The following is a 14,136-nucleotide window of genomic DNA, read 5'->3' as shown; positions in this document are numbered from 1 at the left end:
GGTATTATGAAAAATATAAAAAATATAAGTATTGTGGCTGCGGTTGCCTTTTTTAACTTTTCAGTTGCCCAGGTAGCTATTGGAAAGCAGGTGGTAGACGGCAACAGCACTGTTTTGGATTTCAATAATGTAGCGGGTAATACAAAAGGACTGATCCTTCCTGCGACATCAGGTGTTGCCACCGGAGCACTGGTGAACGGAACCTTTGTTTTCGATACAACAGATAATAAAGTTAAAGTATATGAAAATGATACCTGGAAGTCATTATCAGATGCAGGAAACTCAGCAGCTGTTGTGGCGAATACGACTGCGGAGCTGGGGAAAGGGGTTGTAATGGGTGAGTCATCCAGCAGAGCAGATGGAGTATTGGTTCTGGAATCTCAGGATAAAGCAATGATCCTGCCTCAGATTTCAATGCCGCATCTTAATGTAAAAAATCCATACCCCGGAATGATATGCTATGATACAGCCAGTAAAACATTGGCAGTATTTGACGGATCAGTTTGGAACTATTGGAAATAAAAAAAATCAGATTAATAATCGTACCCGGGAAGCCGGGGCTTAAATATCTCTTGAAAACAGCTGTATAGATCATATGCAGCTGTTTTTTTTATTTTTAAATGTGTCGAAAAATGTGATCTGCTTTATACGATCTGAACAGTTTCTTTAATGCTGTTCATCACAAAGATGCTTTTAGTCTGCCCGATTCCTTCAATCTCTGAAAGCTTGTTGATGAAAAACTCATGAAATTCATCCATATTAGGTGCCAGAATCTTAAGCATAAAATCAAAATCTCCGCTGATGTTGTAAAACTCAACCACTTCTTTCAGCTTGCTGACTTCCTCAATGAATTTTCCTGCGGTTTTCTTATTGTGTACATTCAGGGCAATCATACAAATGACCATCATTCCTTTATTTACTTTTTTACGGTCTACCACAGCAGTATATTCCTTGATAATTCCCTGTTTTTCCATCCGTTTGATACGTTCGTGAGTAGGAGTTGGGCTCAGATTGATCCTTGCGGAAATATCTCGGACGCTCATTTTAGCATCTTTCTGAAGTAATCTTAAAATCGATAAGTCTTTTTCATCCGGAGTATAATTTTCTGTTGCCATTTTGTTCTGTTTTTATAGATTATGATTTGTTGTTTTAGTTGTTTTGTTCTTTATTATTGTGTTTTAATTTTATTTTGTTCCAAATTTAAGGTTAAATTTTTATATACGTTCTGTTAATTTTAATTTTGCAGGAAATTTGAATATATGGATACAAGGAAGAATGTAATATTAATTTTAGCATCGGTTGGGACTTTTGTAGAGGCGTTGGATATTGCCATTATTAATTTGACTATTCCTTCTATTCAGCAGCAGTTTAAGATCGGAGCAGAGACAGTTCAGTGGCTTCAGACCCTTTATGTTTTGTTCTTTGGAGGTTTTCTGATCATTGGTGGGAAGCTTTCTGATCAGATCGGAAGAAAGAAAATGTTCTTATGGGGAGCTTTGATCTTTATGCTGACCTCATTAGGAGCAGGATTATCCGGAAGTTTTGAAGTATTGGCGGTATTCCGGGCTCTTCAGGGATTGGGAGCGGCATTGGTAATGCCATCGGCATTGTCGATTGTAACCAATACTTTCAGAGGGGAGCAGGAGCGGAATCGTGCTATAGGAATTTTCAGTTCATTTGCAGCTATTGGTTCAGGAAGCGGTCTTTCCGTGGGTGGAATTATCAGTACATACCTGAGCTGGCATTGGGTATTTCTTATTAATGTGCCGATTCTTTTCATCACATTGATCTTGTCTTATTATTATCTGCCTTCAGATGAGAAAAATGAAACCTCTCAGAAAACAGATCTTGTTTCTGGGATACTGATGGTATTGGGGCTTTTAAGCTTGACTTACGGAACTCATGAATTAGTTCATATCAAAGATCAGCCATTGCTTGTGGTGGGTTCTCTGGTTCTGGCTGTATTGCTTTTGGTGGTTGTATATTACAGGTTAAAATCTGTGGCAGAACCCTTGTTTGATTTGCAGCTTTTTAAGCACAGATCATTAGTAGTTTCTAATGCGGCATTCTTTGCTTTGGGGGCGTTTTTCATAGGATTTCTGTTTCTGATCTCCCTGATGCTTCAGAAAGATATGGGATATAGTGCAGCGTCTGCAGGATTGATGTTGGTTCCTTTCAGTGTGGTATCTGCATTGACGGCAAAATTTATCCTTCCTCATGTGTCAAAACGTTTCAGCTCTTCTCAAATGGGTGTTTTAGGATGGTTATTTATGCTTACAGGAGGATTATTGTTGCTGACTTCAGTGTATACCGGGCATCCGCTAACTTTAGTATTATTGGGGGCAGCATGTATTTCAGGAGTGGGAATGACATTCTGTTTTACGGCACTTTCAGTAATGGGAATTCAGGATATAGAACCTGTAAATTACGGATTGGCATCAAGTTTGAGTTCTACAAGTTACTTTCTGGGAGCAGGGATTGGATTGTCATTCATGACTTTAATGAGCCAGGTATTTCCTTCAGAATTTGCAGTAGGAAGCCTTAATCTGATTATTTTGATCGGGTACGCCCTTTCAGCACTCGGAATGTTATTCTATTTTATATTGAAAAGCTTAAAAGTGAAACAAGCAAAAATAGCCGTTTCATCATAAGCGGCCTTAAAATTACACAAACTATATGATAAGGAATCGGTGCTTAGGTGTCGGTTCTTTTTTTGTGGAAAGGTGAAAAGGCAAAAGGGCGAAAATGCAAAAATGTAAGAAGGCAGAGGAGATTTAGGTCTTAAAAAAAAGAAATAATAATATAAAGGAATGGATGATTTATTCGAATTGCATGATGTATAAAATTTTATATTTTTTTATTTTTTCTATTCTCCCTTCTGAATCATCTCAGTCTTACTGATGTTCTGAGTGTCTTTCCTTCTTTCCTTCTTTCGCCCTTTTACCCTTTTGCCTTTTTACCTTTTTGCCCTTTCGCTATTTCACGTTTATCCTTTCCTCCTTTCCCTACACTTACTATCTTTGCTTTTTACAAAATATCATGAAAATACAGGTGATTAGTGATCTTCATCAGGAATTTGGAAGTACAGAATTGTGTTTTGATCATGCAGATGTGGTGGTTCTGGCAGGAGATGTGAATCTTGGGACAAAAGGAGTAGAATGGATTAAAAGTAAAATTACTGATAAACCCGTGATTTATGTTCTTGGGAATCATGAGTATTATAAAGGTTCCTATCCGAAAACACTCAATAAAATTAAAGCCGCAGCTGAAGACTCCAATGTTTTTGTGCTTGAAAATTCTTTTGTGGACGTGGAAGATGTACGTTTTCACGGGGCGACATTGTGGACGGATTTTTCCCTCTTTGGTAATCCTGTGAAATATGGGATGATTTGCCAACCTCTGATGAATGACTATAAAATGATCAGACGTGATCCGTTGTATTCAAAAATGAGAACGATGGATACTTTTAAAATTCATCAGTTTTCAAAAACCTGGTTACAGGAAAGCCTTGAAGAATCAAAAGGTCTGAAAAATATAGTCGTTACTCATCATGCACCAAGTCTGCAATCGGTGCCGGAGCATTATAAAGAAGATCCGTTAACAGCTGCTTACGCCTCCAATCTGGAAGAAATGATCCTTGAACATCAGCCTTTGTACTGGATTCATGGCCACATCCATACCCCATGCCGATATAATATTGAAAAAACAGAAATTATCTGTAACCCCCACGGATATATTGATGAAAAATACAATGGATATAATAAAGAACAGATCATCGAAATTATCTAGACTAGAGAAGCATAAAAAGGGGAAATAAAAAGACAAAAAAACATCCCAATCAGCAAGTTTCCTCTTTGCTCCCTTCTCTCTTTCAGTCTCCTTTACCTTCTCAGCTTCCTTTTGCCCTTCCTCCCTTTAGCAATTTCGCCTTCTCGGTTCTCTCAGCTCTCTCAGCTTTCTTCGCCTTCTCAGCCTCCTTCGCCTTTCCTCCCTTTAGCAATTTCGCCTTCTCGGTTCTCTCAGCTTTCTTCGCCTCCTTAGCCCCTTGGCCTTTCCTCCCTTTCGCAATTCCACCCTTCCCCCTTTCCCAACTATTCACTACCTTCGTATTCCCAATTCTCTTTCAATGCCTAAAAAACTCCGGCCGGAACCCGATTTTGTTTCACAACTAGCTTTTGATGAAGTTCTTTCACAGGTAGAATTTGATCTCAGGATTCAGGAATTTGTGGTGATGGAAATCGATAGGGCAAACTATATTATAAAACCAAACATTCCGTATCGGTCAGATTACTTCTGTATTTTTATGGTGCAAAAGGGGAGTGTTAGCTTTAGGCTTGACGACAGGAGTTATGAGGTGTCTAAAGGAGATATTGTTTTTTGTCCCATTGCAGAAACGTTTTGGGTAGATCATATTGCAGATGATTACCACGCGAAATACATTTTCTTTTCCGTTGATTTTATTTCTCAGGCAGGGTTTAACTATAAGTCTAATAATGTACTGAAGAGTCTTTCATCAGATCCTACCCATATTGTACGCAACGAACCGGATCTCTACAGGAGAATGGATTTTCATTTGGATGAACTGAAAGCGTTGAATAATAAAGAGAAAGATAATTATTACTTTAATGAAATGATCTGGCATCACTTCTCTCTGGTGATCTATGAAATTGACAACTATTTCAAAAAGATTGAAAAGCCGCATCTGGTTACTCACAGGGAAGATGAACTTACCACCAGCTTTTTCAAACTCGTTCAGGAGTATTTCAAAGAAGAACATAATGTTCAGTTTTATGCCGATAAACTGTTTATCAGCCGTAAATATCTGACTAAGGTTATTAATAAAACGACTTTTAAATCCCCAAGAGATATTATTCATCAAGTTTTGGCGGTAGAAGCCAGACTGTTACTTAAAAACCCTAATTTGAATATCAATGAAGTTGCTGTGCAGCTGAAATTTTCAGATCAGGCGTCTTTCAGTAAATTTTTTAAAAAACATACAGGCAGGTCACCTTTAGAATATAGAAAAGATGATTTGTATTGAGTATGAGTGAGTTATTTGTATTGATGTCTTTTTGCTAAATTTTTGTTCTTTTTTGATTAAAAAAACCGAATATTATCATTTATATTGTCTATAAATGATATTTCTCATGTTTTTTAAAATTAGGAGTCTTTCTGACAAAACAAGGAGTTTTTCGAATAATTCTATTCAATTTTTTTCGTTCGAATTTTGTGCGGAAATTTAAAAGGATTATTGTTATGCAAAGATTTTTTATTCAGAAATCAACCTTACTTTTCCTCTCACTCATCGTCTTGGCGGGATGTAGGAAAAATAACCCCAACTCATCTTATCAGCAACAGGCACCAGAACTTCCTGTAGAAATAGTACAACAAGGAGACGCTTCTGTTTCCAGAGAATATGCGGCATCGGTAGAAGGGGTTTCCAATGTGGAAATCAGACCGCAGGTAACAGGCTATTTAAGCAAAATTTTTGTGGATGAAGGAGATTTTGTAAGAGCGGGGCAGACCCTGTTCAAAATTGAAGATCAGGTTTTCCGTGAGCAGCTGAAAAGTGCTCAGGCAGCATTGATCACAGCCCAGGCAAACCTTTCTACGTCTAAAATTGATCTCGATAGAAAAAAAGAACTCTTCAGAAACAAAATGGTTTCAGAGATTCAGGTGAAAGAAGCGGAGGCTGCTTATAATGCGGCAAGAGGAGCGGTAAGCCAGTCGACCTCATCCATTGAATCGGCGAAGATCAATCTTAATTTCTCCACCATTAAAGCGCCGGTGAGCGGATTTATCGGAAGGTTCAACTACCGTCTGGGAAGCTTGATGACACCGGGGAATCAGGAACCGATTACATTATTATCAGATATTCATCAGGTGTATACTTATTTCAGTCTGAGTGAGAATGATTTTAATAACTTCCAAAAACAATATACAGGCAGCAGCATTGACGAGGTGATCAAAAATACTCCTGCTGTTTCCTTGTTGCTTTCCGGAGGTGAAAAATATACTGAGAAAGGAAGAATTGATGCTGTAGAAGGCCAGTTTAACAAAACTACCGGAGCGATTACTTTAAGAGCAAAATTTGAGAATCCAAAGAATGTTTTAAGAAGCGGAAATACCGGAAAAATCGTATTGGATCAGTTTTACAGCAATGTTGTTTTACTTCCGATTGCTTCTACCAGAACCATTCAGGATAAGGTTTTCGTATTTACCATCAAGAGCGGAAAAGCAGAAATGCTTCCTGTAGAAGTGGACGGAAAGGCTGGTGATCATTTCATCGTATCCAAAGGGCTTAAAGCCGGAGATCAGTATATCGTTTCCGGTTTCGACAGATTGCAGCCGGGAACACCTGTAGTGGCACAAAAGAAAAATGCTCAACAGAAAAAATCGTAAAAAGAAATCATGTTAAAGAAAATTATAAAAAGACCCGTATTGGCAACGGTTATTTCCGTATTGCTTGTCATATTGGGAATTGTCGGTATGGTCAGTCTGCCTATCACCAAATTTCCGGACATTGCGCCGCCTACGGTAATGGTAACTGCAGTGTATCCGGGGGCCAACGCTGAGACGATTGCAAGATCTGTTGCGCCACCATTGGAGAACGCTATCAATGGAGTAGAGAATATGGACTATATTACTTCTACAGCGAGTAATGATGGAACCTTAAATATTACCGTCATTTTTAAGCTGGGAACTGATCCTGATCAGGCGGCGATCAATGTTCAGAACAGGGTGGCCCAGGTGACCAATCAGATGCCGGCAGAGGTTATCCAGGCCGGGATTACAACGCTGAAGAGACAGAACAGTATGATTGCGATGGTTTCACTGACCAGTAAAGATGGTTCAATGAACGATCTCTTTCTGGAAAACTATGCCAAGATCAATATTGTACCGGAACTGAAAAGAGTGAAAGGAGTAGGAGATGCAATGGTATACGGTAATAAAGATTACTCTATGCGTATCTGGCTTGACCCGAATAAACTGACTTCCTATAATCTTACGCCGTCTGATGTTTCCCGTGCCATTCAGGCTCAGAACCTGGAAGCAGCACCCGGAAGATTGGGTGAAAGAAGTAAAGAAGTGATGGAATATGTTCTTCGGTACAAAGGAAAATTCACTGAACCTGAGCAATATGAAAATATTACCATTAAAGCATTGAGCGATGGTTCTGTTTTAAAACTGAAAGATGTTGCCAAGGTAGAGTTTGGAGCTTATAGTTATACCGTTTCTTCCAATTTCAATAAAAAGCCTTCCGTAACGATGGCGATTTTCCAGATGGCAGGATCGAATGCCAATGAAGTGCAGATTGCTCTTCAGGAAAGAATGAAAGAACTGGAAAAATCGTTCCCGGCAGGAATGGATTATGAAATTCCTTATGCCACCAAAGAAGCGCTGGATCAGTCGATAGAACAGGTAATTCATACGCTGATAGAAGCGTTTATTCTGGTATTTATTGTGGTGTATATTTTCCTTCAGGACTTCCGTTCAACATTGATTCCGGCAATTGCAGTTCCGGTATCTATCGTAGGAACGTTCTTCTTTATGAAGGTTTTCGGGTTCTCAATCAATATTCTGACATTATTTGCATTGGTACTGGCCATCGGTATTGTGGTGGATGATGCTATTGTAGTTGTAGAGGCTGTCCACGCCAAGATGGAGCATAAAAAACTGAATCCGAGAGCGGCGACCATGTCTGCAATGAGCGAGATCACAGGAGCTATTGTTTCCATTACGCTGATCATGTCTGCAGTATTTGTTCCGGTAGCATTTATGAGTGGCTCCACAGGATTGTTTTATCAGCAGTTTGCTTTGACCTTGGCTATTGCCATTGTGATTTCAGCAGTAAATGCTTTAACGCTGAGCCCGGCATTGTGTGCTTTGTTTTTGAAACAGCATCATGGTGGCACTCACGAAAAAATGAACTTTAAAGATCGTTTCTTCGCCGGATTCAATGCGAGTTTTAATAAACTGACATTCCGTTATGGAAAAGCGGTTTTATTCCTTTTAAAAAGAAAATGGATCGCATTCATTATGATTGTGGCGTTCGGAGGATTGTTTGCCTGGATGTCTATGACCACTCCTAAAGGATTTATTCCGGATGAAGATCAGAGTTTCATTATTGTAACAGCCAACCTGGCTCCGGGAGCTTCCAAAGACAGAACTTCAAAAGTAGTTTCTGATACCGAAGATCTTTTGATGAAAAATCCGGCAGTGGAAAAAGTAATTTCAGTAGATGGATTAAACCTGTTCAGTGGTTCGATGTCATCTTCAGCAGCTTCTATTTTCGTTAAATTAAAAAAATCAGGCGAAAGAGGTGCTGTTAACAATATTAATGATATTATCGGACAGACCCAAGGGATGCTTTCTCAGGATAAAAGAGCCAATTTCCTGGTGATTAATACACCAACCGTTGATGGTTTTGGGAATACCAGCGGAATGGAGCTTGTGCTTCAGGACCGTACCAATGGCGAGCTTCAGAATTTAGGAAATATTTCTTACGGAATGATGGGCGCTTTGATGCAGAGACCGGAAGTAGCGGTGGCATTTACAACATTTGACGTGACCTATCCGCAGTTTGAAGTACTTGTAGATGAGGTGAAATCTGCTCAGCTTGGAGTGAATGTTTCGGATGTATTAGGCGTGATGCAGGGATACTATGGAAGTATTCAGGCTTCGGACTTCAACAGGTTTGGGAAATATTACAGAGTATTGGTACAGTCCAGTCCGGAGATGAGACAGGATAAAGAATCACTGAACGGTATTTTCGTTAAAAATAATCTTGGTCAGATGGTTCCTGTCAACACGTTGGTGAGCCTGAAACAAGTAACCGGTGCTGAAGTGGTAGACCGTTTCAATCTTTTCAACTCGTCCAATCTTACGGTAATGGCGGCCCCTGGATACAGTACGGGACAGGCTATGGCTGCAGTTAAAGAAGTGAGCCAGCAGGTGCTTCCTCCTGGATATACTTATGATTATAAAGGAATGAGCCGTGAAGAGGCAGGTTCCAGTTCACAATCGGTGATGATTTTTGGATTGTGTATTGTATTCGTATTCTTTTTACTGTCTGCACAGTATGAAAGTTACATCCTTCCGCTGGCGGTTCTGATTGCTATTCCGGTAGGTTTATCAGGAGTCTTTGTAGGGATTACGTTTGCAGATCTTTCCAATAATATTTATGTGCAGATTGCTTTGGTGATGCTGATCGGGCTGCTGGCAAAGAATGGTATTCTGATTGTGGAATTTGCCATTCAGAGACGTAGAGCAGGGAAGAGTCTTATTGCTTCAGCGGTGGAAGGGGCAAAAGCACGTTTACGTCCTATCCTGATGACCTCTCTGGCGTTTATTACCGGTTTGATTCCATTGGTATTTGTAGTTGGTCCGTCTGCATTAGGTAACCATTCTATCGGGTACGCCGCTATTTCAGGGATGCTTTTCGGAACGATCCTGGGGATCTTTGTGGTTCCGGTTCTTTTCGTGGTATTCCAGGCATTGCATGAGAGAATCAGTGGAAAAGTGGTAACGGATGCGGATTGGGAATATTAATTCAAATGACTTTAAAAATGAAAATTAAAAATATAGCATATATCGCATTCATTTCAGGAACCGCCGTTTCGTGTAAGGTTCAGAAATATGAACAGCCTGAAGTGAATATGCCTGAAGCTTTCAGAAGTGACAGCATTGTGGCGGAACAAAATGAAAATATGGCTAAGATCAGCTATAAAGATTTTTTCAAAGATCCTGTTCTGGTTGGATTGATCGATAAAGCGATGGTGCAGAACAATGATCTGCGGATCGCTTTGAAACAGATCGAATTTGCTTCATTGGCTTACAACCAAAGCAAATGGGGGAATGTTCCTGTCATCAGTGCCGGTGCGAATGCGAATATCAACCGTCCTTCGGATAACAGTATGAACGGAATGATGGCCGGGCAGTTTATGGGGAAAAGGTATATGGAAGATTATACGGCATCTGTAAATATTTCCTGGGAAGCAGATATTTGGGGGAAGATCAAAGGGAGAAAAGAGCAGGCTCTGGCAGAATACCTTAAAACCCAGGAAGCGGCGAAGGCTGTAAAAACGCAGTTGGTAGCCACTGTAGTACAAAGCTATTATAATCTGCTGATGCTGGATACTCAGTTGGAGATTACAAAATCCAATTTAATCTATGCAGATAATACCTTGAAATTCCTGACAAAACAACAGGAGCTCGGCCTGACGACTGCTTTGGCGGTACAGCAGCAGGAAATTGTAAAAGATCAGATCCTTAAATCAATTCCGGCTATTGAAAGCGCTGTTACCATTCAGGAAAATGCACTGAGTCTGCTTACCGGTTCTATGCCAGGCAGGATTGAAAGAAAGGAAAGCTTGAATACTGTACAGTCTCCGGATCATATTTCGGCGGGGATTCCGTCTGAATTATTAAGCTACAGATCTGATGTGAAAACAGCTGAACTGAACGTAAGAAAAAGCGCAGCGGCCATTCATGTAGCCAAAATGAATATGTATCCTTCTCTGAATATTACTGCCCAGGGAGGTGTCAATGCTTTCCAGATCAGCCACTGGTTCAGTATTCCCGGATCTCTTTTCGGGATGGCTGCCGGAGCGATTGCACAGCCTATTTTGAATGGTAAGCAACTGAAAACACAGTACGAACAATCAAAAGTACTGGCTGATCAGGCAGAAATTGGTTTTAAGCAATCTGTTTTGAAAGCGGTAGGAGAGGTCTCTGATGCTTTGGTGCAGATTCAAAAGCTGGAAGAACAGCAGAAAATTGCTGAAGGGCTGGCTGTAAAATCAGGAGAAGCTGTAAAAAAAGCTGATTTGTTATTCAAATACAATTCTGCCACTTATGTAGAGGTCATTATAGCACAAAGCAATAAGTTACAGGCAGAAATGGAACTGGCTTCTCTGAAAGCTCAGCGACTGAATGCGATAACGGCGCTTTACCGTTCTGTAGGAGGCGGATGGCAATAAAGTAAAACTGAATCTGCTTCGTCTTTAGTGATGGAGCAGGTTTTTAATCCATTATCATTATGAAAACAAATATACAAGAGGGGATCATTCTTATACCGGATTTCAGCGGATTTACAGAATTTGTATTCAATACGAAGCTGTATACCGGAGAGTATATTGTACGGCAGTTGCTTTCTACGCTGATCGATGTGAATGATCAGTATTTTGAAATTTCTGAGATTGAGGGGGATGCCATTTTATTTTACCGCTATGATGATAGCCCGTCTTATCAAAGTATCTCACGGATGCTCTGGAAAATGAGATCTGCATTCAACAGGAAGATTGCGGAACTCAGCAAAAGTTTAAGTACAACCATTGATCTGTCACTCAAATTTATTGTTCATTATGGCTCATTTTCACAGTATAATATCGGGAACTTCAGAAAATTATACGGAAAGACAATTGTGGAGGCACATCAGCTATTGAAAAACGGTGTGGCAGAGCAGCCTTCCTATGCGCTTTTCAGTAATTCATTCCTGGAGAACAGCCAGCATAAAGAGCCAGATTTTAATAAGGATAAATTTCACCTGCCTGAAGTAGGGGTTATCCATTATTTTGAAAGTATAAACTAGCATATTTTTTAATATTATTCCTTGTAAATTTGCTATTGCTAGCGGCCCGGGTGAGATCCGGGCTTTTTTTGGTTGTATGGGAGAATTTTCTTTAAATAAATTTAAATTAAGAATAAGATATGTTTTCAGTTTATTTAGTATGAATAAAATTAAAAAATAACACATTTTATGATGTCTTTTTTATTGTTTTTGAATTTATGTTAAGTTGAGGTGTTTCTATATTGCTGTTCTATTTATATTTTTTTACAAATTGGTGTAACAAATCTACCATGTAAGTGGTCTTATAGAAAAAACTATAATTTCACATGAAAATAATTTTATTTCCAATAGCAATATTAACAGGTTCTTTAGCACTGGCTCAGACTAAGGCTGCGAAAGATACTGTAAAGGCTCAGGCAAAAGAAATAGAGGGCGTTACCCTTGTTGCCAGAAAGCCTACAGTAGAGTCTAAAATAGACAGAACCGTTTTTAATGTAGCCAATAGTTCTATTGTGGCTGGAAATACAACGTGGGATGTTCTCAGAATGACCCCCTTGGTAAGTATTGATAATAATGATGCTGTAAAAGCAGAGGGACAGACCGTAACGGTTTATATCAACGACAGAAAATCGGTTTTCACCGGAAAAGAATTAAAAGAATACCTTAAGACCATTCCCGCTGATAATCTGATGAAGATTGAAGTGATTACCAGCCCGTCTTCACGATACGAAACTTCCGGATCCGTTATCAATATTGTATTGAAAAAGAGAGACGATGAAGGGATGAAAGGCAGTATCTCTCTAAACAACAGACAGAGTACCAAGAATTCACAAAACGCCAATTTCAACCTGAATTATCATAAGAAAAGCTTCACGCAGACTTTTATAGGCGGCTATAGTGACGGATTTTATGTTCAGAAGAATGAAAGCACGGATACCCGATATAATAATAACAAGGTCACTCATTACAGGATGGAAAATGTGATGAAAAATGAAAGTCCTTCTCTTTCTTCCACCTCAGAATTTGAAATTAATGATAAGAACAATATCGGACTTGTACTGGAATATTACCAGAACAGGAGCTTATCATTGGCCGAATCCGAAGGGACGCTATCAACAAATGGTAATCTGGATGATTCTTTTCGCCAGACTCAGAATACCTGGGGATTTAGCCGGAACTTAGGGACTAATGCCTTTTATAAGTACTATGATAAAGAAAAGAGTAAAATTTTAGATATTAATATCGGGACCAATTATTCAAGTTATAATAATGATAATCTGATTGATAAGCAAGGTTCGAAAATCCAGCAGTTGGGAATCATTAACAGCAATGAGATGCGTAATTATTACCTGAAAGTGGATTATACGCAGCCACTGGGTAAGTCCGGGGGAACTATTGAAGTAGGAGGGAAAACAGAATTGAATAATCATGTTATTCCCAACAGTCTTTATGGAACCAGTTTAAATGATCCCGGTTCTGAGTTTTATAGCCTGTTCAGAAATGATACTTTCCACTATGAAGATAACCTCAGCTCTTTATATGCCAATTATAGCAAGACGTTTTTCAAAAAGCTGGAAGCGAGAATCGGACTTCGATACGAATACATTGATTATAAAATAAGACAGGATGTAGCAGGTACGGAGCGAAAAGATTCATATGGCAATTTTCTTCCCAATCTATTGTTGAAGTATAGTTTCTCAGACAAGTATGATGTGAGTTTTACCTATAACCGCAGTATCTGGCGACCATGGTATGAAGAATTCAACCCTTTCCTTGTCCCTGAGATTAACGGTACCTATTCCAGAGGAAATTTATATCTGAATCCTAACCCGAATGACCGCCTTTATCTGAAGTTTGGAATTTTGAAAAAATACTTCCTTTCTGTAAGGTATATGCATACCAACCAGGATTACTGGACCACCTATGTGACGGAGAACGGAAGAACGGTTTCCCTACCCGGAAACTTCGATGGAAAGGTTGAAAAATATTACCTTTTTGCCAATACCAATCAGAATTTCCTGAAAAACAAACTGAACGTGAATGTCGGATTTGGCTGGTATTATATCAACAATAAAGATTTTAATGAAAAGAATAAGCTAGGCGGAAAAGACTATATCAGCTATTGGGGTGGATCTCTTAATGCTTCCTACACCAATCTTTTCAACAAAAATATTAACCTGAGTGCGTGGATGGAAATTGCCAATCAGAATAACGGGAATACGTATGCCAACAATACAAATGTCTTCCATAATATCTCTGTGACCAAAATTTTTCCTAAGACACAGATGGAGCTGAGCATGCAGCTGATGAATATCTTTAAAAGACCTTATGCCGATAACACCACTTACAGTCCGGACGGGACTTTCAGACAGTACTCGAAATGGGACTGGTACGGAGTTTCTCTTACCTTTGTAAAACGTTTCGGAAATCAGAAAGTGAAAGAAAATACCAAAACCGATGTAGAGAAAAATTCCGGAGGCGGAAAATAATTCAAGATTTGTTAGATAAAAATGGGGAGCAGGTTTCAATTCGAAACCTGCTTTTTTATTCAACCATCTAATCCA

General features: G+C 39.3%; 11 protein-coding genes. 9 read left to right on the top strand and 2 right to left on the bottom strand.

What is annotated here, in order from left to right; genetic code table 11:
• The first annotated feature begins 6 nt into the window (after positions 1–6).
• On the top strand, positions 7–522 hold the full coding sequence (locus tag AC106K_RS24605; protein WP_482448191.1) for a hypothetical protein: 516 nt from the start codon (positions 7–9) through the stop codon (positions 520–522).
• A 122-nt stretch (positions 523–644) separates the two neighbouring features.
• Here AC106K_RS24605 and AC106K_RS24600 read toward each other — a convergent pair whose 3' ends face one another.
• A complete protein-coding gene (locus tag AC106K_RS24600) occupies positions 645–1,115 on the bottom strand; it encodes an Lrp/AsnC family transcriptional regulator (protein WP_047096988.1) in 471 nt (156 codons plus the stop codon).
• Between the two features lie 144 nt (positions 1,116–1,259).
• On the opposite strand from AC106K_RS24600, the gene AC106K_RS24595 reads away from it, so the two are divergent.
• Positions 1,260–2,651 carry an MFS transporter gene (locus tag AC106K_RS24595; protein ID WP_482448190.1) on the top strand — a complete coding sequence of 464 codons (1,392 nt, stop codon included), beginning with the start codon at positions 1,260–1,262 and terminating at the stop codon, positions 2,649–2,651.
• Positions 2,652–3,039: 388 nt separating this feature from the next.
• Positions 3,040–3,789, top strand: coding sequence for a metallophosphoesterase (locus AC106K_RS24590; protein WP_482448189.1), 750 nt, complete (start codon positions 3,040–3,042; stop codon positions 3,787–3,789).
• Between the two features lie 100 nt (positions 3,790–3,889).
• Here AC106K_RS24590 and AC106K_RS24585 read toward each other — a convergent pair whose 3' ends face one another.
• On the bottom strand, positions 3,890–4,099 hold the full coding sequence (locus tag AC106K_RS24585) for a hypothetical protein (protein WP_482448188.1): 210 nt from the start codon (positions 4,097–4,099) through the stop codon (positions 3,890–3,892).
• Positions 4,100–4,126: 27 nt separating this feature from the next.
• On the opposite strand from AC106K_RS24585, the gene AC106K_RS24580 reads away from it, so the two are divergent.
• The 6 genes from AC106K_RS24580 to AC106K_RS24555 all read left to right on the top strand — a co-directional run bounded on the left by AC106K_RS24580 (position 4,127) and on the right by AC106K_RS24555 (position 14,061).
• A complete protein-coding gene (locus AC106K_RS24580) occupies positions 4,127–5,041 on the top strand; it encodes a helix-turn-helix domain-containing protein (protein ID WP_482448187.1) in 915 nt (304 codons plus the stop codon).
• A 215-nt stretch (positions 5,042–5,256) separates the two neighbouring features.
• Positions 5,257–6,402: an efflux RND transporter periplasmic adaptor subunit gene (locus AC106K_RS24575; RefSeq protein WP_482448186.1), complete on the top strand. Its 1,146-nt coding sequence runs from the start codon at positions 5,257–5,259 to the stop codon at positions 6,400–6,402.
• 9 nt (positions 6,403–6,411) lie between these two features.
• A complete protein-coding gene (locus tag AC106K_RS24570; RefSeq protein WP_482448185.1) occupies positions 6,412–9,552 on the top strand; it encodes an efflux RND transporter permease subunit in 3,141 nt (1,046 codons plus the stop codon).
• Positions 9,553–9,569: 17 nt separating this feature from the next.
• Positions 9,570–10,982 carry an efflux transporter outer membrane subunit gene (locus AC106K_RS24565; protein ID WP_482448184.1) on the top strand — a complete coding sequence of 471 codons (1,413 nt, stop codon included), beginning with the start codon at positions 9,570–9,572 and terminating at the stop codon, positions 10,980–10,982.
• A gap of 59 nt (positions 10,983–11,041) precedes the next feature.
• Positions 11,042–11,593 carry a DUF2652 domain-containing protein gene (locus tag AC106K_RS24560; RefSeq protein ID WP_482448183.1) on the top strand — a complete coding sequence of 184 codons (552 nt, stop codon included), beginning with the start codon at positions 11,042–11,044 and terminating at the stop codon, positions 11,591–11,593.
• A 305-nt stretch (positions 11,594–11,898) separates the two neighbouring features.
• A complete protein-coding gene (locus AC106K_RS24555) occupies positions 11,899–14,061 on the top strand; it encodes an outer membrane beta-barrel protein (RefSeq protein ID WP_482448182.1) in 2,163 nt (720 codons plus the stop codon).
• The last annotated feature ends 75 nt before the right edge of the window (positions 14,062–14,136 follow it).

The organism is Chryseobacterium sp. FR048 (assembly GCF_056844665.1).
Note: the sequence above shows the minus strand (reverse complement) of the source record. Positions and strands in the feature narration are given on the sequence as shown.